At 41.2% G+C, this 20,493-nt stretch carries 20 protein-coding genes; 5 read left to right on the top strand and 15 right to left on the bottom strand.

The features are described from left to right. Window positions 1-24: 24 nt before the first annotated feature. On the bottom strand, window positions 25-1,251 hold the full coding sequence (locus ACMXYS_RS05325; protein ID WP_415883917.1) for a diguanylate cyclase: 1,227 nt from the start codon (window positions 1,249-1,251) through the stop codon (window positions 25-27). 308 nt (window positions 1,252-1,559) lie between these two features. Here ACMXYS_RS05325 and ACMXYS_RS05320 point away from each other — a divergent pair, with 308 nt between their 5' ends. Continuing rightward, complete coding sequence (locus ACMXYS_RS05320; RefSeq protein WP_415883916.1) at window positions 1,560-2,948, top strand: HD-GYP domain-containing protein; 1,389 nt, start codon at window positions 1,560-1,562, stop codon at window positions 2,946-2,948. 41 nt (window positions 2,949-2,989) lie between these two features. Here the strand turns inward: ACMXYS_RS05320 and ACMXYS_RS05315 are convergent, their stop codons facing one another. Both ACMXYS_RS05315 and ACMXYS_RS05310 read right to left on the bottom strand, forming a co-directional pair. Further along, window positions 2,990-3,757, bottom strand: coding sequence for an alpha/beta hydrolase (locus tag ACMXYS_RS05315; RefSeq protein WP_415897841.1), 768 nt, complete (start codon window positions 3,755-3,757; stop codon window positions 2,990-2,992). Between the two features lie 41 nt (window positions 3,758-3,798). After that, window positions 3,799-4,827, bottom strand: coding sequence for a flagellar motor protein MotB (locus ACMXYS_RS05310; RefSeq protein ID WP_415883914.1), 1,029 nt, complete (start codon window positions 4,825-4,827; stop codon window positions 3,799-3,801). A 108-nt stretch (window positions 4,828-4,935) separates the two neighbouring features. On the opposite strand from ACMXYS_RS05310, the gene ACMXYS_RS05305 reads away from it, so the two are divergent. Then, complete coding sequence (locus tag ACMXYS_RS05305) at window positions 4,936-5,736, top strand: hypothetical protein (RefSeq protein ID WP_415897840.1); 801 nt, start codon at window positions 4,936-4,938, stop codon at window positions 5,734-5,736. A 229-nt stretch (window positions 5,737-5,965) separates the two neighbouring features. On the opposite strand, the gene hmpA is transcribed toward ACMXYS_RS05305, so the two are convergent. After that, window positions 5,966-7,171 (bottom strand): NO-inducible flavohemoprotein, encoded by a 1,206-nt coding sequence (gene hmpA, locus ACMXYS_RS05300; protein WP_415897839.1) that lies wholly within the window; start codon window positions 7,169-7,171, stop codon window positions 5,966-5,968. 283 nt (window positions 7,172-7,454) lie between these two features. On the opposite strand from hmpA, the gene nrtS reads away from it, so the two are divergent. After that, a complete protein-coding gene (nrtS, locus tag ACMXYS_RS05295) occupies window positions 7,455-8,540 on the top strand; it encodes a nitrate/nitrite transporter NrtS (protein WP_415897838.1) in 1,086 nt (361 codons plus the stop codon). Between the two features lie 74 nt (window positions 8,541-8,614). On the opposite strand, the gene ACMXYS_RS05290 is transcribed toward nrtS, so the two are convergent. Both ACMXYS_RS05290 and ACMXYS_RS05285 read right to left on the bottom strand, forming a co-directional pair. Beyond that, window positions 8,615-9,034: a cytochrome b562 gene (locus ACMXYS_RS05290; RefSeq protein WP_415897837.1), complete on the bottom strand. Its 420-nt coding sequence runs from the start codon at window positions 9,032-9,034 to the stop codon at window positions 8,615-8,617. A gap of 151 nt (window positions 9,035-9,185) precedes the next feature. Then, a complete protein-coding gene (locus ACMXYS_RS05285) occupies window positions 9,186-9,815 on the bottom strand; it encodes a pyridoxamine 5'-phosphate oxidase family protein (RefSeq protein ID WP_415897836.1) in 630 nt (209 codons plus the stop codon). Between the two features lie 128 nt (window positions 9,816-9,943). On the opposite strand from ACMXYS_RS05285, the gene ACMXYS_RS05280 reads away from it, so the two are divergent. Beyond that, complete coding sequence (locus ACMXYS_RS05280; protein WP_415897835.1) at window positions 9,944-10,120, top strand: CCGSCS motif protein; 177 nt, start codon at window positions 9,944-9,946, stop codon at window positions 10,118-10,120. Between the two features lie 92 nt (window positions 10,121-10,212). On the opposite strand, the gene ACMXYS_RS05275 is transcribed toward ACMXYS_RS05280, so the two are convergent. From ACMXYS_RS05275 to ACMXYS_RS05260, 4 genes are all read right to left on the bottom strand, one after another. Further along, window positions 10,213-11,025: a fatty acid desaturase gene (locus tag ACMXYS_RS05275; protein WP_415883907.1), complete on the bottom strand. Its 813-nt coding sequence runs from the start codon at window positions 11,023-11,025 to the stop codon at window positions 10,213-10,215. Window positions 11,026-11,180: 155 nt separating this feature from the next. Continuing rightward, window positions 11,181-12,596 carry a xanthine/uracil/vitamin C permease gene (locus ACMXYS_RS05270; RefSeq protein ID WP_415897834.1) on the bottom strand — a complete coding sequence of 472 codons (1,416 nt, stop codon included), beginning with the start codon at window positions 12,594-12,596 and terminating at the stop codon, window positions 11,181-11,183. 248 nt (window positions 12,597-12,844) lie between these two features. Next, window positions 12,845-14,800 carry a methyl-accepting chemotaxis protein gene (locus ACMXYS_RS05265; RefSeq protein WP_415897833.1) on the bottom strand — a complete coding sequence of 652 codons (1,956 nt, stop codon included), beginning with the start codon at window positions 14,798-14,800 and terminating at the stop codon, window positions 12,845-12,847. A gap of 219 nt (window positions 14,801-15,019) precedes the next feature. Further along, window positions 15,020-15,883: a LysR family transcriptional regulator gene (locus ACMXYS_RS05260; RefSeq protein ID WP_415897832.1), complete on the bottom strand. Its 864-nt coding sequence runs from the start codon at window positions 15,881-15,883 to the stop codon at window positions 15,020-15,022. 116 nt (window positions 15,884-15,999) lie between these two features. Here ACMXYS_RS05260 and ACMXYS_RS05255 point away from each other — a divergent pair, with 116 nt between their 5' ends. Further along, window positions 16,000-16,677, top strand: a complete 678-nt coding sequence (locus tag ACMXYS_RS05255; RefSeq protein ID WP_415897831.1) for an FMN-dependent NADH-azoreductase — start codon at window positions 16,000-16,002, stop codon at window positions 16,675-16,677. A 21-nt stretch (window positions 16,678-16,698) separates the two neighbouring features. Here the strand turns inward: ACMXYS_RS05255 and ACMXYS_RS05250 are convergent, their stop codons facing one another. The 5 genes from ACMXYS_RS05250 to ACMXYS_RS05230 all read right to left on the bottom strand — a co-directional run bounded on the left by ACMXYS_RS05250 (window position 16,699) and on the right by ACMXYS_RS05230 (window position 20,375). Continuing rightward, a complete protein-coding gene (locus ACMXYS_RS05250) occupies window positions 16,699-17,127 on the bottom strand; it encodes a DUF6010 family protein (RefSeq protein WP_415883904.1) in 429 nt (142 codons plus the stop codon). Between the two features lie 38 nt (window positions 17,128-17,165). Continuing rightward, window positions 17,166-17,594 carry an NAD(P)H-dependent oxidoreductase gene (locus ACMXYS_RS05245; RefSeq protein ID WP_415897830.1) on the bottom strand — a complete coding sequence of 143 codons (429 nt, stop codon included), beginning with the start codon at window positions 17,592-17,594 and terminating at the stop codon, window positions 17,166-17,168. A gap of 230 nt (window positions 17,595-17,824) precedes the next feature. Beyond that, a complete protein-coding gene (locus ACMXYS_RS05240; protein ID WP_415883902.1) occupies window positions 17,825-19,006 on the bottom strand; it encodes an acetyl-CoA C-acyltransferase family protein in 1,182 nt (393 codons plus the stop codon). A gap of 303 nt (window positions 19,007-19,309) precedes the next feature. Beyond that, entirely contained in the window at window positions 19,310-20,071 is a 762-nt protein-coding gene (locus ACMXYS_RS05235) for a substrate-binding periplasmic protein (RefSeq protein WP_415883901.1), read from the bottom strand. A gap of 58 nt (window positions 20,072-20,129) precedes the next feature. Beyond that, window positions 20,130-20,375 carry a DUF2164 domain-containing protein gene (locus tag ACMXYS_RS05230; RefSeq protein ID WP_415883900.1) on the bottom strand — a complete coding sequence of 82 codons (246 nt, stop codon included), beginning with the start codon at window positions 20,373-20,375 and terminating at the stop codon, window positions 20,130-20,132. Window positions 20,376-20,493 lie beyond the last annotated feature (118 nt).

Here is a 20,493-nt window from a genome sequence, read left to right as displayed (position 1 = left end):
GTAATCTCTATTTGTTAGGGCTACCTATGTATCTACTCGAACCTGATTTCGGCCTTCTGACTTCGCAACATATAAGGCCTTATCAGCTCGGCATAAAAACGCTTGGCTATCCTCACCCGAAATATATTCTGCAACACCAAAACTTGCTGTAATCACTAAATTCGGTTCACCTTCGTATTCTCCTATATCCAGTCTGATCTTTTCTGCTAGAACTGTAGCTCCTTGTTGATCAGAGTGAGGGCAGATAATAAGGAACTCCTCCCCACCCCAACGACCGACAATATCACTAGCACGTACTCCCTTTTTAATTAAATGAGCGGTAGCAACAATGACATCATCACCTGTTTTATGGCCGTAGGTATCATTAATCATTTTGAAATGATCTAAATCACACATAATGATAGATAAAGGTTTTTGATAGCGTTTCACTCGTTCTATCTCCAAAAGCATTGCATCATCAAGCTTTCTTCGATTATGTAAACCTGTAAGTTGATCAGTTACTGCCAACTTACTAATCTCATCCGTCGCCTCTAGAATCCTTTCTCTCATACGTCTAAATTCTAGAAAAAGCTCACCGATTTCATCATCCCTTACCAACTCAGGGGAGAGATCACTTCTTGCCTTTTCTAAATTAGAAAAACTTTTCAGCCTCTCTTCAAGCATTCGAATCGGATTCAAAACTAACCACCACAGCACGGCCATTGTACTGAAAGTCACGAAGGCAGAAATAATAAGAACCAAACCCGCTATACGTCCCACATACATTCTTAATTCTTCATCAATAAACCCTACATCTAAGCGCATTGTGATCAGGCGATTGCCAACTTCTGGAACAATCAACTGCCATTGAATATCTAGCCTCTTATACTCTCTATGGAAATGACTTTTACGGCCTGATGAAAAATTGGAGGCTAAAGCCATGCCCTCCAAATCACCTACGTTAATCATTGGCTGTCCATTTTCTTCTAGTTTAAAGCCCAGAATATTATCCGTGGAGAGGGAATGATTTAGGGACTTAACAGACCGAAGATCTAAAGGGATGGTGCTTCGACTGAAAAGGTTCATAACCAATAAGTTAGCCAATTGTTCCTGTTTATAAGCCAGCTCATTTTCACGTTTAAGGTAAGAAGGAATGAGAACCAATATTTCAATAATGACAAGAGAGAGAAAAACAAAGAAGGCAATTTTTCGAGCCAATTTAGATCGTAAAGCAGCTACTACTAAGGAGACTTCAAACCTATTCCTTTCCATTAACAAGCACCCTCTGGAGAAACTCAGAAATGGGGATTACGAACAAATAATATTTAGGCTATTTAGTATAGCCTATAGGGAACAACGCTAAACCAAATTAACCATGAACAGGGTTATCCCCTCCCCTAAGTTTTTGTCTACCTGTTTCGCTCCAACAACGTTAAAAATCCTAAAGCTTAACCAAAAATTGATCTATTTCAGCTTAGTTACATTTGCACCTCACAACAGTACGCAGTGATGCATTGGCTAGGCTAAAGTTAGATCAGCAAGAACCTAGTCGCTAGTTAATCTGAACTGGTACAACATTGATGAAGCAAAGTATAAAAACCATCACGGTTAAGAAAATCTTAGTGTTAGCGTTTTCTTTCTTGGTCTGTACGTTGATTATTATTGGAGTTAATTTTCAGGAATTAATTAATTCCACTATGCGTGATAAAGGCATATCCATCGCTCAATCAATTGAGAACACATTAACTCAACATATGCGTGATGGGTCTTTTGAAATGAAAGAGGAGATTGTCTATACAGCAAATTCCTTACCGGGTATCGAGGATCTCAAAATCGTTCGAACCCCCAAAATGAATTACCAGTTTAGCCTGCCTACACAAAATGACTTACTCTCAATTCCAAGAATCCAACAAACGTTTGATAGCAAAGAGATCTATCTAGAACTCCCTAATCCATTTGAAGAACCTGCTTTAATTAAAATCTCTTACCCCTACTTGGCAACAGCTAAACACGGCTTGAACTGCGTAACCTGTCACGATGCCGAGCACGATGATGTGCTCGCTGTTTTAGATTTTAAAGTGGACACCACTCAATATCGTTGGATGTCTGCAACCTACCTTTACACGCTCATGGCTTTTTACCTATTAACCTTGATAGGCGTCGCACGTCTTTTGTTCTGGGTCCTCGATAAAAACGTGACCGCACCATTACGCTGGTTAGTTAAACAAACCAAAGAGAGCTACGAACAGCATGTCAGCATCGATACACAAAGAATAGAAGCCTTAGAACTCGATTATTTTGCAAACAAAGTAAATGAATTTAATGAACTCGTTTTAAAACGAAACCAAGAACTTGAAGAAATAAACGAGGAGATAATTCTCACACAAAAAGAAATTATTTTAGCCATGGGTAACACCTGTGAAACTCGTTGCCAAGAAACAGCAAGCCACGTAATACGTGTTGCAGCGGTAAGTGCTTTGATCGCAAATAAAGCTGGATTACCACAAGAAGAATGTGAAACGATACAAACTACAGCCCCTATACATGATATTGGCAAAGTCGGTATACCTGACGAAATTTTAAAGAAACCGGGCAAATTCACGCCTGAAGAATACAAAATCATGCAAACCCACTGTCAGATAGGTTTCGATATATTTCGCCATTCAGAACGGCCGTTATTAAAAACAGCTAGTATAATTGCGCTTCAGCACCATGAACGCTGGGATGGTAAAGGCTATCCGCAAGGTCTCAAAGGCGAAGATATTCATATCTACGGAAGAATAGTCGCTATCGCTGACGTCTTCGATGCACTGATATCACCACGTTGTTACAAAACGCCTTGGAGCCCTGAAAAGGTATTCGACTATTTCAAGGAAAAAGCGGGAAGTCAGTTCGATCCTAAACTAACCCAACTTTTACTCGATAATTTCGAGCAAGCACATCAAGTCGTCCTGAAATACCATGAATAGTATTCCCTAAATGATATAACCATAGTTAAACCGGTTATCAATTATTCCGAGGTGAACGAACGCAACAGTTCATGGTAGTTTGGGGCAGACGAAATACTGTTATGCCCTGCAGTTTCAAACTTGTAGAACGACGCTACGCCATCGGTAAAGCTACCAAATAATTTCATCGAACTTGCTTCAGAGATCACAGTATCTCTACCTGCAAGGAGAATAGCTGTACTCGCTTTTACCTTAGGTGCATATTGCCAAGATAAGTATTTATCTTTTAATAACAGCGACACAGGAATGCCCCAATAACGCTCACTCGCTACATCCTCAATACTGCTATAAGGCGTTATCAAAATTAACTGCTGAACTGTTTTTTCAGCTGCTAATCGAGTAGCGATACCCGTTCCCAAACTTCGCCCCATCAGTACAATTTCAGCGTTATCTTTAGCCACTTGTTGGTACAAAGCCAGTGCGTCTTGATAGATTGCTTCTTCTCGCGGAGTTCCATCACTACCATAGCCTCGATAATGCATTAGGTATAATGAGTGTTCTGGAAAAGTTTGCTTAAACTTGGCTAAGCGTTGCGATACATCTTCAGCATTTCCACCGAAATAGATAAGAGCTTTACCTGTGTTTCTTGCTTGAATGGTAACTACCGTATTGCCTACTTCAGTAGGGATCAACAGGGTATGCTCTTTACTATTTACTTTACGTTCTTGTGGAAAATACAGGAGGCTGTCTTGATTAAAATAGAGAAAGGCGCAAAGCAATAGGTAGCCAAAGCCACCTAAAAATATAAATTTTAAGACTGTTTTTTTCATAGTCAAAAATTCGCAATGCGCCCTTAAAAACTTAAGTAAGCTTATTCAACCAGCAACACTTCAATACGACGGTTTTTAGCGCGCCCCTCAACAGTGTTGTTATCCGCAACAGGCTGTTGATCAGCAAACGCTCGAGCCTGTAGACGCTCTTCAGCAACACCGAGTTCAACAAGCTTATGCAATACACTCAATGCTCTTGCAGAAGAAAGCTCCCAGTTGGTTGGGTACTTAGCCGTTAAAGCGCCTTTCACCTGAACATTGTCAGTATGGCCGGCAACAACAATTTTATTCTGATCTTGTTTAATCGCAGCTGCCAATTTTTCGATCAATGCGATACCTTCTTTGGAAAGCTCGCTACTGCCTGATGCAAATAGCACTTGAGAACCCAAAGTAAGCTTAACCCCAGCAGTTGTTTGAGCAACCTCTACGCCTTCCAATTCCTGTTTCAGGTTAGTGAAAGACTTTTGGCTTTTATGACGATATTGCAGCTCAAACACAAGATCATTTACAGAGTCAGCATAGAAGGCAAGACTGTTGTTTCTTTGTACCCACTGCCCTTCACGGTTGGCTTTGTGGCTCACAACCTCCAAGTTTTGCGGCATCACAAACACCATAGCAACCTTATCAAAACCACCGGTATTCCATTTACCGAAGCGGCCTTTCTTATTCTTGGTTTTACCATCCCAATTGCTGATTTGGAAAGTTCCGTTAGCATCCAGAATTAACTGTTTTTCATCCCGGAAATTACCCATTTTCATGAGCGCAAAATCACCACCACTGAAAGTGATAATGTTATGAGAAGGTTTTTTATTAGTATTCCAACGGTACTCTTTAGGGAAAATATACAGGTAATCAGCTAATGCTTTTTCCTCTGTACCGTCATCATCCTCTTGCTTCTTTAACCACAGATTGTAGCTACTATAACGCGTTCGCGTGGTGGTATAGCTAACATAATCTTCGCCGTTTTCTTGAATAAAATAGATTACTTCTGATACCCCAGCAGCCTGCACCTGCATAGCCATTAATGCGCTAGACATTAGAATCAGTAGTCGCTTAAAGACATTACACATGAAAAAATCCTTTACGGTGTTATCATCGATGAAGCAGGGATAGTACCCTATTTGCTCTTGAGCATAAGTATATTTTTCATACAATTAACTCATTAACTAACAATTTCTATGACCAATGTATTTCTCTCTTTAATATCAGTTCTTGTTAATTTATTTCTGCTATTTATCTACTTCTATTTATTAAACTTCCCTGCCAACTTTATTTTAAGTGCACTTAGTATTGGTTTAGCCCTAGCTAATATTTACTATCTCATGACAGTAAAATTTAAAGAGGTATTCTGCGAATATATACGGGCTTTTAAAGCACCCTCTCAGGTATATAACTACTCCGTCCAACTAACAAAACCTGAAAATTCCGCGTTACGCTGCTTTGAATGGAAGCCTTTGCCCGACAATAACTTTTTCACGACTCTTTCTACAGCCAACAACAGTTTTATCACTAAGCGCGTATTTGCAGATCGGGTAAATTCATTGAATATCATAGGCTTAGTAATTATTACCACTGCAATAATTCTTCCTTTTGTTTTAACAGACATCAGCACTATAGATTCAAATGAGGTCGTTTCTATCTTGGGTTTGGCTGCTCTCGCTGGAACCGCTATCTATCTAGCCTATGCTGAGCTACGTCCCAAGCAGCAGTTTCATATCAACAACACCGGCATTTATAAATCCAGCAATTCAAATTTACTCCCTGACAAGCTACAAGCTTCTAACCCAGAAATTCAGTGCCTTCAGGTCATTTCTCACCCCTGTAAAAACAGCCGTTTAGTAATTTATTACCAATTAAATGCTATTAAACATGGTGGTCAAAGAATTCTTTTGTTAGAAAATCAAAGTCGGTCAAGTATCGAAGAAGCATCTAAAAAATTATCAGAACTACTGAGTTGCGAAGTAGTAAAACTTAAATAACCCTTTTTACTAAAACGAAAAAAGGGAGATCAGAGCGATCTCCCGAAACACGCTAAGAAGAACCTTAGCCTGAGGTGGGGATGAATAAAAATACCCGCCAGTTAACCCGCTCTACTTGAGGGAGATAGAGCGAGTTTCAGTTTTAACCGATCATACTGATGCAAAGCGATGTGACATCATCAACACGACCGACTGGCAGCAAAACCCTGGCGAGCAGAACTTCTAGCGATTAAAGAGTCGAGCTTGGACCGAACACTTCGTAATGAAGCTGCTCTTCAGGAACATTTAAGCCCGTTAGCTGTTGATGGATGGCATGCATAAATGGCAACGGTCCACAGAAGAAGAAATCAGCATCTAATGAGCAATACTGCTTAATCTTATCAGCGGTAATATAACCATGGTGGTCATAATCTCTACCCTTCTCGGCACCGTAAATATCTTCATAGAAAGTAGCAGTAGAAAGATTCGACAGATCATTTTTTAGCATGTTGATATGTCCACCAAATGCATGCACATCTTTGGAACGGGTACCGTGCAACCAGCTAATTTTTCGAGAATCTCGTTTTAAAATAAGCTCATTAAGCATGCCTAATACGGGCGTGATACCCACACCTCCGCTAATCAGTACAACAGGCCTGTTATTGTCTTTTACAAAGAACTCGCCACCAGGCATATGAACAGGAACGATATCCCCCTCTTCGACCTTGCTATGTAGATGATTAGAAACCAAACCATCTGGCGTATTTTCATCACCACTAGTTTCTGCTTTTACCGAAATTCGATACACATCTTCACTATGTGCATCAGATAAGCTGTACTGGCGGATCTCGGTAAACTCTAGATCGGGATCCTTGATTTTCACGCTGATAAACTGACCCGCTTTATATTTAGGTAATGGTTTTTCATCTAGAGGCGCTAAATAGAAAGAAGTAATTTCACTACTCTCTTTTACCTTCTTCACTACACTAAAGTCTTTAAATCCTAACCAGCCTTGGTTCTCTTGCGAGCTGTCATACAGATTAGCTTCCGCCCCGATTAAGATACTGGCTAATAACTCATAGGCCTCAGCCCAAGCGTCGATCACTTCATTCGTGGCGATATCCTCACCTAACACTTCTCGAATCGCCTTTAGTAGATTTCGACCTACAATCGGATAATGTTCTGGCTGCACATCCAAACTAAAGTGTTTAGCCGCAATACGATGAACTTCTGGCCCAATGGCTTCCAATTTATCAATATGCGCTGCATACGAAAGAATCGATGATGCTAGCGTTGATTGCTGGCGACCGTTGGCTTGGCTCACCATGTTAAAGACATTTTTAAGCTCCGGGTTCTCTTCAAATAAAAGACCATAAAAGTGCTTGGTCAGATCCGTACCTACTTCTTGGATAAGCGGAACAGTTGATTTCACGATGGCTATTGATGTTGGGTTCACAACTAATACCTCTTTGCCGTCTCTTTAAATGTATTTTTAATACATCTTATAGACGGATCATTAAGATGTAAATACAATACATGTTATCAATTTCAGGACGACTGCAGGACTTATAGATAAAGGTCTTTTAAATCATTAAGTTAACTCGATTAATTATTTAATTTTAATAGTTCAAACACCCTAAACATCTATAGGCAAAGACTAAAAAGGAACTAATTGATCTACGGATGGAGCAGAAATTTCTTGCTTGAAATAACATCATATTGAAGAAGAGGATAGATTCTTGAATAACGTCGACTGGGTTAAACCCACCCTTATAAGATCATCCATCATTGCCATTGTTGTAGGCACGCTACTCAACCTAATTAATCAGGGCGATCAGTTTTTTGCTGGATACTATGTTAATTGGCTCAAAGTGAGCCTGACCTACTGCGTTCCCTTCTCGGTATCGCTATTTAGCAGCTGGTTAATCATCCGTAGTCGGCCAGAACCAAAACCTTGCCCAGAGGTAATAAACCATCAACGCTTAGTTGGGAATGAACTGAACTCATTAACCGACTTTGCCCAAAAAGTGCTAAGCAACGCGACCAAGGTAAATAAAGCCTCCACTGAGCGGCTGGCATTTTTACAGTCACTCTCCACCAGCATTAATTCCTCTATAAAAGAATTAAACGGTATAGGCCAAACCCTAGAAGGGAGTGAAAATGATCTTGGGGGGATTCAATCTAATTTCGGAAAACTCATGGATCAAACCTCTCTACTCGGTAACGAAATCCATCAATTTTCCGATGCCTCGCAATCGCTTAAACATGAGATCGCGCAATTTTTAGCGTCCTTTGAAGGTATCTCCTCGTTAGCGTCTGCAATTACAACCACTTCAGAGCAAACTAACCTACTTGCCCTGAATGCCGCTATTGAAGCAGCCCGAGCAGGAGAAGCGGGTAAAGGCTTTGCGGTAGTAGCTGATGAAGTAAAAGCGCTTGCACAACATTCGCGCGAAAATGCACAGGATATCGATCAGAATCTAGAAAACCTGAAACAACATGAGATCCGTCTTAAAACTCAACTAGAACTGATCGAGCGCACAGTGAACAACTCACTAAACACCGTGAGTAAAGGCACAGAGAATGGCATGTCTTCTTTAACCGATGAAACGCTATCTAAAATAGATACGTTATTCAGCCATATTCAAGCAATCAATGAGCGTACCTCTGAAGAGCTAGAAAACTTCCAAGAGATCTCTCAACAATTTGAAGCGGTAATAGGCGATGCACAAAAAGCAATTGATGGCTCAGCAGCCAACATTACGTTTGGGGCATCGATGGTGGATCTGAGTTCCACGATGTCATCTAAGCTAAAAATCGCTTAGATTGAAGATAACTTAATCTGACAGCGCACATAGGAGTGAGCGACTGTCAGATTAAATTGGGGAGTAAATCAGCCTTAGTCGAAGATGCTAAGGAACAACTCCCACTTACTTGGCTTCGCCTTCTTGTGATATTCCTTACGTAGTTCATCCACTGCTTCAAGCTGCTTCTGAACCTGCTTTAGGTTATCCGCCGTCGCAACTGGAATCCCATTTACCAGCTGTTCTACTTTTTTCAGACCTTCAAGAGAGATCACTTTGCGCTCAGGCGAAAATTCATAAGCCTGCGCGTTTTTTAGATGATCTTTAAAGATATCCATTCGTTGGTTAAAACCCTCTGCCGAGCTACTCACCATCGCTTCTTTATACTGCAGACGCATCTCTTTCATGGTCTGTTTTAAAGTTAGCGGGTTACCTGCACTTACATACCCACTTGTTGTGAACATCACAGCAACTAACAAAGAACTAAATAACGTTTTAAAAGCAGAGAACTTCATAAAAAAATCAACCTACATAACATCAAGATATTTACCGAGCAGGTAATATATCAGATCTGACGATTAGGCTAAATCAAAGCGTAGTCATGTTAAACGCGCTTCGAGATAGTGGGGCTTGAATTATCCTGCGTCCATGCAGATATTATCTGGTTTAGTACAAGGTATTTTTAACCCTATCTTCGATGATCTCTTCTACCTTTTTTACCTCTTCGGCTGATTTAGACGGATCAATCTGTGCCATTAAAATCTTACCCAAGCTTGGCATGATATTCCGATCAACTCTAGATTCTGGCTCCCATAATTTAGAACGCGTAATCGCTTTAGCACAGTGAAAGTAGATCTCTTTGATAGAGATAACGATAGCGGATTTCGGCAACTTACCTTGATGCTCACAGCGCTCTAATACAGAAGCATTCGTAACAATTTTGGCAGTGCCATTAATACGAAGACATTCACTAAACCCAGGCACTAACACCAAAAGTCCAACATGTGGGTTCTCAATAATATTACTTAAGCTATCTAAGCGATTGTTGCCGGGGCGATCTGGGAGAATAATCGTACTGTCATCCCAAATTTGAATAAAACCAGCATGATCTCCCCTTGGCGAGCAATCCATGTTGCCTTGATTATCCGATGTGGCGAGCAACATAAAAGGCGATAACTCTATGAATTGCTGACTAAATTTATCAAGCTGAGTCTTTTGCTTTTTAATCACTAGCTCCATCGGCAGACCATATAACTCTCTAAGTTTTTCTACCGAATCGATCTGTTCAAATTCCATAACCCCCTCCCCTTAATATCTGATTCAGACTAGATAAACCGCTTATCTGCATCTTGATAGTTGACTAGAATACTATGGAATCTTAACATGCATAAAAAATACATTTAATATTATATAAAGGTATTCCTATGTCATCTCTACTAAAAAGCCTGTTCAAGAAAGATAAAGACGTTGCTGAAACTGCAACAACAAAAGAAGCATCCGCTGTAGAAGTAGCTGTTAAAGGTGATGGTAACAGTAAAGAATCGAATGAGAAGAAAGGTAAACATGGTCAGCCAGGTGTGTGCTGCGGCTCATGCTCATAAAACTGTACTAACAATGCGGTAACCTCGGTTCCCTTAGCCGAGGTTACACCCTATAAATAAGATAGATGCAGCGGTAAGACTGCGAGCTACCCTCAGCCTCTTAAAAGAACGCGAGTTAAGATGGACTTACGATAAAGGTTTTCTGGAATTTTATGCTCAATCTTCGCATGTAGTTCCGGCAATCTTGACCAATGTACCCCCTGCTTATGATGATGCGCTGTATGGTAACCAAGGTTTCCAGTCAGGCGATTAAAAAGTGGGTTTAGATTATTGTAGGAAGCTTCAAACTCATTCTCTGTATCCAACCCAGAGTGATGTTCATATGTTACATAGGAGGTAAACAACAAGCTGGTAATCATCGGTAAAACAAACAACAACAAACCCGCAACAGGGTTATACCAAACCAATGCCGCAACAATAGCGAAGGTAATTACTGTATAAGTTAAAAAGGTAGATAACTGTTTAGGATGTTTTTTGCCAACTTGATAACCGCGACTATAGGCCGTTAAAGCAACATTTAATGTGTACTCAATAGCTCCCATCTGCTTACCATCTTTTCGCTTCCAACGACTTTCATCTTTCTCTTGATCAAGAAAGTTAAGGTGATGACCTAAAACATGGTGCAAACGCCATAAATGCGTCGTTACCCCAGTGTGCAAAGCATAAACAAATTCTAATAGGCGATTTAGAAAGTTATTTCTAAAAGTGAAAAGGTGCTGATGGTGGTGATTCCACGCACAGATCACCCCTTTTGGAATGATCATCAATAGATAGTAAAGCGTCAGCGCAACAGGGTCACTCACTGTAAAGTAAAGTACAAAATCAACTACAGTAAGGCTCAAGATAATCAACACTGGCAAGCAGTCTTCTTTATACCTGAACCCGAGTAAACCACTATCTTTCATAAGAGATATCACACCGAACTAAAATTGGCTGACAAACATAAAGGAAACAGCCTTGACTGTATATAATAAAAACTAACAATAATACTTAATAAACTCAGGTATTGATCTGGGCAAAAAAAAGCCCAGTTTTCACTGGGCTTCTGGACTGCTGGAAATCATGCCGTCTCTTTTTCCTTTTTCTTCGCTTCATCATCCTTACCATCAGCGAAGATCACTTCATCATCAGGGTTATGTTTACCCATCAACTTAGGTCGCTCAATCAGGAAGTAAAGTATTAAACCTATTGCAACTGCATACACAGTAGATTTAGGGTCCGGCATTGCTAATGTTACAGCAACAATACCAGCGACACCTCTTTCTGTAGGGTTCTTTAGCTGCTCCATACCGACCATGATGCAAATATAGGCAGTCAAAACCAAAGTCAATGACAGTGCGATTGGTAACACCGGTTTAAAGAGTGTTACCAATGGAAGAATAAATAATGCTACGAGCCCCGTGATCCAGAAAGTACCGCCGCCACTGTAGATAGAATCCATCGCTTTACGACCCATTGCGTAACGTTCGGCAACTGTCGCATGGGCAGCTGTCCATAGAGGACCTGCTAATCCGGGCCATGGAGCAAAGAAAGAATGGATACCATTACGAATCGCTGTCACCAAATGAACACGGTCGACATTGGATTCAATTTTCTCATCATTACGAATATGGTCGACACGCTCTACCAGCGTAAAACCAACGATGATGTCACCAAATGCAATTACATAAGCAATAATCGCTGTAGGTATTGCCAATAGGAAGACATCCCACCCCGGAAAACCCACTGCGAAAACTAGATACTCTGCCATAAGAGCAAAATCTGGTTGCGTAATCCCCCATTCAATTGCAGGTAAAGGGTATTCCCCTACAGACCAGCCAACTATCATCGCTATTAACATCCCCGGAACCATACCGAAGTTAGCTATTTTTTTGGCTAAAGGATTACTATCAACTACGTTTTTAAACGACAGAGAAAATAGAACGTAAGCAGAAATGATAGAGCCTACGATCAATGAGATTGGCGTAGCATCAATGCGGCCTCCCACTTTTAACTCTCCCATCATCGCTGCGATACCAGCCCCAATGATAATACCTGCTTTAAGTGAATTAGGTATAACGTCAACCAGCTTTGAACCCCAACGCGTTATCCCGAGAATAAGGAAAATAATCGTTACCTCAATCTGTAGCGCAAACATCGCTTTGATCGCCTCAGGTCCAGGCTCGAAACCTTTCAGGTAAAGAATAACAACAGGGATAGCTGGCGTAATCCAACCTGGAACAAGGGGAACACCCAATAAAGCAGGAAGAATGTAACCAAGGCCAGCGATAAACGTAAAAGCAAGGGCCGCTTCGTAAGGCATACCCAAGTATTTTTCCAATAATGGAATCATCGCCAAACCAACAACGAACATCACAAGCCCCTGAATAATCTCTGGAGCCTCTAAACGGTAGTGTACGAGCGGTAATCGAATTTTGAATGGACCAAGCCCCCAGTATGGGTGCTCAGCGCCATGATCTCTTCTTATCATTCCCATGTTTTCCACCTTGATAGTTTTAGGCCAGCATCGGCTGATCCTTATTGAGGTGGCGCTACATTAGAATGTTGCAACGCAGTAAGCGAGAAAGAAGAATTGAACTTTAGTCAAAACATATAGCTAAAGTATTAGGGTTTTCCCTAACCATATCAAATTGTAACCAAATGCTACAAACTAATACAAACCTCCGCCATAAAAGTTAGTATTTATGGGCTATGGATAACCATCGCCTCCTTATCCTATTTGGTTTAAACTTTGAATGTTGAAACCATCGTTTTCAGTTCATTAGAGATATCACGTACTTGATCATTTGCATCAGATGACTGCTTCGCACCTGCAGCAGTCTGATCAAAACCGACGCTAATACTATCCAAGTCTCTTGCAATATCATCAGCCACAGCGGATTGCTGCTCAACCGCCCCTGCTACCTGAATATTCATTTCACTTATCATATTAATGGATTCATGAATCCTCTCAAGCGCTTGTGCCGTTTCTTCAGATTGAGCAACTGTTTGTTGAGATTGAGAATAACTTGTTTCTATGGCCCTTACTGTATCTGCGGTACCGGACTGCAAACGTTGGATAATTTCTTGTATCTCTGTAGTCGAAGATTGAGTCCGTTGCGCTAACGTCCTAACTTCATCAGCTACTACAGCAAACCCGCGCCCCTGTTCGCCTGCACGAGCAGCCTCAATAGCAGCATTTAATGCAAGTAAATTTGTTTGTTCAGAAATGTTTTGGATAACCCCAATTACCACCTCTATATCATTACTACTTTGCTCAAGCGTTTTAATAAACTCTACGGCATCCTCTAAATTTTTAGCCAGATTACCTATTTCATTAAGTGTTTTATCAACCGCTTGTTTGCCTTTTTCTACCTCTTCGAGACCTGCATTAGATTGGGTGGATGAATCCGTTGCATGACGCACAACCTCCTGAATACTTGCAGCCATCTCATTGACCGCCGCTGCAATTGAGGAAGTTTTATGTTGCTGCTCATTTATAATTTGAGAAGTTTGTTCTGAAATTTGACTCGCAGAATCAGCATTTATAGATAGAGACTTACTTCTATCGATGATATCCCCGATTAATTTCTTCAACATTACTGACATCACACTAACTGAACGGTAGATGCCTGTATCACTATCTTTGGTTAATAAGTTACGAGACAGATCCCCAGCAGAGATACTTTCCGTAATCGCTGCAATTTCTGCAGGTTCACCACCTATTGGTCTCTTAATAATGCCTGCTATGACATAGGCTAAAACTAAACCAATAACAATCGACAATACAGACAGGATGATAAGTACAACAATCGTATTTTCAGCGAACGCCTGTATTTCTGGACCCAATTTATCCTGATCTTTTTTAACCGATAATTTTACATCTTCTAGGTCGTTAGCAATGATAGGCCCAATCGTATTAAGGGAATCTTTAATGACGATATTTCGCTGTTCAATGATTTTAGCGACAGCATCAAATGCGGCGATATACTGTTCGTGCTGTTGTTTAAAAACTCTGAGCGATTCGCGTCGAGTAGGGTTTTGTAGATTAAAATCTAAATCCGATACGAACGGTGCTATTTTTTCCTTAAGTTCTTCGTTCGCTCGATCCTGATCAGCTTTAGCATTAGTAATCAGGTATTTAGCTACATATAAGCGCCCGAGCAATAAATGCTCCTGTACTTGGGCAGCATAAAATGCAGCTGACGGATCATTATCGGCGTAGGCAGACGTAATAATACTCGACATCTGCTTACGCATTGACAGACCAGAAGGGTCTAGGCGATTCTTAACTATGGCGTTTCGTTCTCGAAAAAAGTCTACAACTTGTCTGAATGCTTTTTTATATTCTTCAATATTTTTAGCCGATTTTTGAACTAACACGGCTCGCTCAGGCTTTTGTATCTCGACCTTCGCTTCTTCCATAAATTGATCGACTTTCTTTAAGCGTGCTTCGTATTGCGTTATGGACTCTTCGCTACGCTCATTTAAAAACTTAATAACGCCGATTCTAACCTTCAGCATATTGGCTTGCAGTCGCCCTGCTAAATTGGTATCTCTAGCAAGCCCTCGATACTCCACTAATCCGGTGTAAACATGGTTGACACCAAACCAAGATGAGGCAGATATAACAACTAATAACAATATGATTGAAGAAAATCCTGCAGTAATTTGCCCTGTTAAACTCAATTTCTGGAACATATCAACACCCGTTTGCTAGGCGCTCATCCTTAAGACTCGTCCCTTTTTGGTTAATCGTATTCCTCAGTGTAGTTCAAGAAAATTGAATAGTTATATTTACTGAAAACAGATAAACAAACTACAACACAACTGCCCACTTGTACGGTTTGTTAGAGAATATTTATGCTTACTTCTATGGTTGGTAAAGAAATAGATCATTAGAAAACGTCAAAAAGATCATTAATGCCTAGTCTCTCTGAACTGCTCTTCTAACCACTTAGAAAAAATATGCACTTGGTGGGTATCTCCAGTAAAAGGCGAGAGCCGGTAAGAATAGTTATAACCCGTAAGTCGCGGCATCCCTTTATCTTCAACCAACCAACCTTGCTGACAGGTACTTTCAGCCAGCACATCACTGATCAGTGCATACCCCTGTCCAGCTAGCGCTGCTTGTAATGCAAACTGCTCCTGATTAAAGCTACGAGCAGTATATGTTAAATCATCGAAATAAGGTCGCCATTCAATATTAGACAGAAAATCATCTTCCCACTCAGTAACAAATAGATTGGGTTTTTCCGTAATCTGATCTAGGAAATCCGGTCTGGCATAGCAAGCTAACTGTTCTTGAGCTAATAGCTGTTCCTGTGGATCATCACTCTCCAAGCCGTAGCGTATCGCTATATCAATCCTTCTATCATGCTCAAGCTCCACCAGCGTATTACTCGCACAGATTTCGATCTCGATATCAGGGTATCTCAGATTAAATTCAGTAAGGCGTGGCGCCAGCCATAAACTCGCAAATGAGGTACAGCAAGAGATCGTCACCCTATTACTTGGTGCTTTAATATCCTCTAAACACAGGTGTAATTGATTGAGTATAGAGAGGGATGTCTCAGCTAACTTCTCCCCCTCAGGGGTCAGTTCTATGCTGCGGACCTTACGCTCAAACAACGTTACATTTAGCTGTGCTTCTAAGCTTTTAATCTGATGAGAAACCGCAGTAGGCGTGACATTCAATACCTTAGCCGCTTGTTTAAAGCTCAAATTTTGCGCAGCAATGGCGAAGGTTTTGATGGCATTTAACGGTGGCAGCTGACCTAGCATGATCTAAACCTGAACTCATAGATGAATAAAACTTACTTATAAGCAGCAACTATTCGTTTGTCAATCTAGCGACTGGAGCGAGAAAATCAACCAAATAAAAAATCACGGAGCTCCAAATGCCAACCATCCTACATATAGATGCCAGCGCACGTGGCTGGCAGCCAAACGGCGAGAAACATCAATCTATTTCACGCTATATAGCCCACCTTGCGGTAACCACTTTTAAAAAGATGATCCCTGATTGTGATGTAATTTATCGGGATTTAGCTAAGAAACCACCAGAATTTATCAACGAACAGTGGATTGCAGCATGTTTCTCCGAATCACCTACAGCTGAGCAGAACAAAGCCCTCGCGCAATCCGACCAATATATAGCTGAGATAGAACAAGCAGATATCATTGTGCTCTCATCACCTATGTATAACTACGGTATGCCCGCGGTATTAAAAGCATGGTTTGATCAAGTCATTCGCATAAATAAAACTTTTTCATTTGATCTAGCTAGAGGTGATTATCCACTTGAACCTATCCTCAGTGGTAAGCAGTTAATCTTATGCACATCCTGGGGCGAATTTGATTTTGCAAAAGGAAAAGAACGAGCGCATTTGAACCACCTTTCACCGCATATTGAGCAGTTAAGTCCTTATCTAGGCGTAGATAAATTTTATGAAATCAGCAGTGAATATCAGGAGTTCTCGGATCAACGTCACAAAGCGTCATTAGAAGCGGCACAACTCAAGGCAGTTGAACTTGCACACTCCATAGCCGAAACCTATGCAACAGCTGTGGCTTAGAGCTTTTCGGAATAGTTTCAATTAACTTTGAACAGCGCCTTTAAACAAGGCGCTTTTTCGGAACAGATACACCGCCACAACTAAATCAAACGAAATACACATAACTGCATACCACTCAGGTGCAAAGTGCCCGCCTGCTCCAACCAGATGCAACCCAACATCCCAAACAGGATGTAACAACCAACCCAGCGCTAAGAAATGAAGCCCAAAGTGTTTAGCCAATAGGTAGGAGCTGCCATATATCAACACGCCAACAGTTTCGATAAATAACCAAGTCGTACTCGCACCATATAGCACAGCAAAACCTATATAAATCAGCGCAGCAATAACTAGTGCTACACCAAAGATATTAATCTGCTCTTGCTCTGCTCTACCCTTTGCGAACTTAATTAAGAGTCCACCGCCCGCTAACCCGAATAGTAGCCACAGAATCGTATCGAAATGCTCCATATAGCACCTACCACCAAACGGTGTATATATTAGATCGGCTAAAACTTAGCTTTAATCTTATTAACAAAGGCTTCTACGCGATCTATAGACGCATCTTCACTTTTATAAAACGACAGCATCTGGAATTTACAGCCTTTGGTACACGCACCTAACAGAGCTATTTTGAGGACCTTCTTAACCGGCTGGCACAAGATAAACAGATCGACCCACCAAGTAGGAAAGATCAGTACGAGGGATTCGGCTTCTTGCAGTTGCTGTATATCTGTTTTTAATCGAGAGTCGTCAAACTGATCAGCGTAGTAACTCCGACGCTCATCTTCTTTAAGCGCGGGCTCAAAATCCGATTCGTAAAGATTAAGTAGTGTGATCTCATAACCCTTTGCCGTTAAATGTTTAACCGTTTCATCACAAAAATGATGACACAAACTATCCTTCAACGGATGGGTCAATACTACCAAGCACTTCACGCGACTCTCCTTAACTTATTACAGCGATGCCCAAACCCTATAGCGATCTGGATTCAATTTAAAGTCGTTAAAGTGCAACAAAAGCGTTAGGAATAGTGACGGGTAGAGAAGAAATAAGGAAAGAGATATTTAAAGGGAATGAATTGCGTTAAACAGTGATAAAAAAACCTTACACCCGATAACTAAACCGGATGTAAGGTATAAGGTATAAGCTATCTAATCAGAGATGATTAAACTCGCTCAAAGATTACCGCGATACCCTGACCGCCACCGATACACATAGTTACCAGTGCGTACTTACCTTCGATACGTTCAAGCTCGTAGACAGCCTTAGTCGCAATGAATGCACCAGAACAACCTACTGGGTGACCTAATGCAATGGCACCACCATTCGGGTTGGTTTTCTGCATATCCAAACCTAGGCCTTTAGCTACCGCAATCGCTTGAGCTGCAAACGCTTCGTTAGACTCGATCACATCCATATCATCCAAGCTCAAACCTGCTTTTTGCAAAGCGAGCTTAGTTGCTGGAATTGGGCCTTCACCCATAATCTCGTTGGATACACCTGCAACCGCGTAAGACTTAATCTTAGCGATCGGCTTTTGACCGGCAGCTTCAGCGGCTTCAGCAGACGCCAATACGAAGAACGCTGCACCATCGTTGATACCCGATGCGTTACCCGCCGTTACCGTACCGTCTTTCTTAAATGCTGGGCGCATACCTGCCAGTTTCTCAGCAGTAGTGCCTGGCTTACCATGCTCGTCAGTATCGAATACAACTTCGCCTTTACGTGTTTTCTGCACGATAGGTACGATCTGAGACTTAAAGCGACCTTCTTCAATCGCAACAGCCGCACGACGTTGCGATTCAGCAGCTAGCTCATCTTGATCTTCACGGCTGATATCCCACTTCTCTGCCAAGTTCTCAGCAGTGATACCCATGTGACCAGCACCAAATGGATCAGTCAGTACAGATACCATAGAATCCAGCATTGTGGTTTCACCCATGCGAGCACCAGAACGCATCGCTGTGGATAGGTAAGCACCGCGAGACATCACCTCAACACCGCCACCGATACCGTAATCGCAATCACCTAGCATGATCTGCTGAGCAGTAGTCACAATCCCCTGTAAACCAGAAGAACATAGACGGTTAACCGACATCGCTACAGATTCCATCGGCAGGCCAGCCTGAATCGCAGCAACACGCGCAACATAAGCGTAGCGAGATTCCGTAGGAATACAGTTACCTACAGTTACATAATTAATTTTCTCTGGATCAGCACCTGAACGATTAACCGCTTCCTTCATTACCTGACCTGCCAGCTCAGCCGGCTCCATAGTACTTAGGCTTCCGCCGAATGCACCGATTGCTGAACGTACAGCACTAAGAACTACAACTTCTTTAGTCATGATTGATCATTCCCCATATTGTTATATCGCCCGTAACTTCACGCAGAAATTAACTACCGGCTTATCGTTGTCCCATCTTTTTGAATAAGTGAGCTTCCGCTCATTTAGGCAAATTGAATAAACACAATATCACGTGGTTATGAACAAAAAACAATCAACCATAGGTATAGGGGCCAGTCCAGTAGGTTTGGTTAGCGAAGCGTAACCCAAAAAAATCAACGAGAATAAGTTCAAAACATGGTGCGATACACTTCGTTATTGCATCCTACTGACTGAATGCCAGTTAGAAGGGAAAATCTGAATTTATAAGTATTTGTCTCTAAGCGCTTCTAATGTATTTTGCGATTGAAGCTTCTTATAGGCTTCATTCAGCTTATCAATAGACAACTTAGCTTTACTCTTTTTCGAGATTTGTACCCAAGGGGTATTTTCTTTGACCACCAGCGGTTTGCCAAACAAACTAAAGTCATCATTGAGTTGTTTAGCTGCGCTTAAAATAGGATCGATCGGTCCGATAATGCCATCAACTCGTCCCCTTTTGAGCATTTTAACGCCTTGTACAAAATCAACTGTGCTGTACTTTCTAATCTCAGGGTCATTATCAATTTGTTCACTGAACTTAGCCCCTCGCAGATAAGCAAGCTCCTTGCCTTTTAAACTCTCAACCGATTCAAATACAGTTCCCTTCAATCCAATCACTACGGTTGGCAAAGCAGGTAAAGGAGCTACATAGATTACATGATCTTTTAACTCTTCATATTTGAACATGATAGTCATATCAGCTTTGCCTGACTTAAGCTCCCTGATTATTCGACTGTACGGCGCTACTGAGTTTTCAGGATGATAGCCAGCCTGTTCGATTAATTTATTTGCCATCTCATAATAGATACCTCCCGTGCTCGAAGGACCTTCAATGCCATAAGGGGGAAAGCCAATAGTCCTAACAACTATTAGCTCGTGGCTTTCAGAAGATAGAGATTTTGGTTCTTCTACTAACGAGCTCTCAGCCCTAGCGGAGCCCTGAAGCAATAGAAAAAGAGAAAAGAAAATGGATACGTATTTCATGCTTTCATTTTAGACCTAATCCAAACGACACAATGAATAGAACTTGTCTAAGTATTAATTAAGGAGTCGGTTTCTCAAGCTCTTGAACCAAGTAACTCGCATCCTCAACTTTTTCCACAAATACGCGGTTTGCATCAGCTAAGGCTTGATTATAAAAATGAGGCCCAATCTCTTTAGCAAAGAACTCGATCAAAAACTCTGCTTCAAAACCGCCAATATCCTGATCCAGCTCCTCAGTAAAATAACGCTTAATCTTACTCACCATGCGATTTTTTTGATCTTGAGATAGCTTTATATCTTTCATAAACCCTTTGCTTTCTGGCTAACAACAACTGGGATAAACGATCTTAAACCATCCAAGGACAATAAGATTCAATATATTCACCTTGCTCCATCAACCAATAACCAAAATCAATTACGCA

It is taken from the genome of Neptuniibacter sp. QD57_21 (assembly GCF_047778075.1).
Classification (GTDB): domain Bacteria; phylum Pseudomonadota; class Gammaproteobacteria; order Pseudomonadales; family Balneatricaceae; genus Neptuniibacter.
The sequence above is the reverse complement of the archived record's forward strand: the minus strand, read 5'-3'. Positions and strand labels throughout refer to the sequence as shown.

Excerpts from the sequence above, each read along its gene's own strand:
- ACMXYS_RS05325 (WP_415883917.1), bottom strand. The coding sequence starts at position 1,251 with ATGGAAAGGAATAGGTTTGAAGTCTCCTTAGTAGTAGCTGCTTTACGA.
- ACMXYS_RS05320 (WP_415883916.1), top strand. The coding sequence starts at position 1,560 with ATGAAGCAAAGTATAAAAACCATCACGGTTAAGAAAATCTTAGTGTTA.
- ACMXYS_RS05315 (WP_415897841.1), bottom strand. The coding sequence starts at position 3,757 with ATGAAAAAAACAGTCTTAAAATTTATATTTTTAGGTGGCTTTGGCTAC.
- ACMXYS_RS05310 (WP_415883914.1), bottom strand. The coding sequence starts at position 4,827 with ATGTGTAATGTCTTTAAGCGACTACTGATTCTAATGTCTAGCGCATTA.
- ACMXYS_RS05305 (WP_415897840.1), top strand. The coding sequence starts at position 4,936 with ATGACCAATGTATTTCTCTCTTTAATATCAGTTCTTGTTAATTTATTT.
- ACMXYS_RS05290 (WP_415897837.1), bottom strand. The coding sequence starts at position 9,034 with ATGAAGTTCTCTGCTTTTAAAACGTTATTTAGTTCTTTGTTAGTTGCT.
- ACMXYS_RS05285 (WP_415897836.1), bottom strand. The coding sequence starts at position 9,815 with ATGGAATTTGAACAGATCGATTCGGTAGAAAAACTTAGAGAGTTATAT.
- ACMXYS_RS05280 (WP_415897835.1), top strand. The coding sequence starts at position 9,944 with ATGTCATCTCTACTAAAAAGCCTGTTCAAGAAAGATAAAGACGTTGCT.
- ACMXYS_RS05275 (WP_415883907.1), bottom strand. The coding sequence starts at position 11,025 with ATGAAAGATAGTGGTTTACTCGGGTTCAGGTATAAAGAAGACTGCTTG.
- ACMXYS_RS05270 (WP_415897834.1), bottom strand. The coding sequence starts at position 12,596 with ATGGGAATGATAAGAAGAGATCATGGCGCTGAGCACCCATACTGGGGG.
- ACMXYS_RS05265 (WP_415897833.1), bottom strand. The coding sequence starts at position 14,800 with ATGTTCCAGAAATTGAGTTTAACAGGGCAAATTACTGCAGGATTTTCT.
- ACMXYS_RS05260 (WP_415897832.1), bottom strand. The coding sequence starts at position 15,883 with ATGCTAGGTCAGCTGCCACCGTTAAATGCCATCAAAACCTTCGCCATT.
- ACMXYS_RS05255 (WP_415897831.1), top strand. The coding sequence starts at position 16,000 with ATGCCAACCATCCTACATATAGATGCCAGCGCACGTGGCTGGCAGCCA.
- ACMXYS_RS05250 (WP_415883904.1), bottom strand. The coding sequence starts at position 17,127 with ATGGAGCATTTCGATACGATTCTGTGGCTACTATTCGGGTTAGCGGGC.
- ACMXYS_RS05240 (WP_415883902.1), bottom strand. The coding sequence starts at position 19,006 with ATGACTAAAGAAGTTGTAGTTCTTAGTGCTGTACGTTCAGCAATCGGT.
- ACMXYS_RS05235 (WP_415883901.1), bottom strand. The coding sequence starts at position 20,071 with ATGAAATACGTATCCATTTTCTTTTCTCTTTTTCTATTGCTTCAGGGC.
- ACMXYS_RS05230 (WP_415883900.1), bottom strand. The coding sequence starts at position 20,375 with ATGAAAGATATAAAGCTATCTCAAGATCAAAAAAATCGCATGGTGAGT.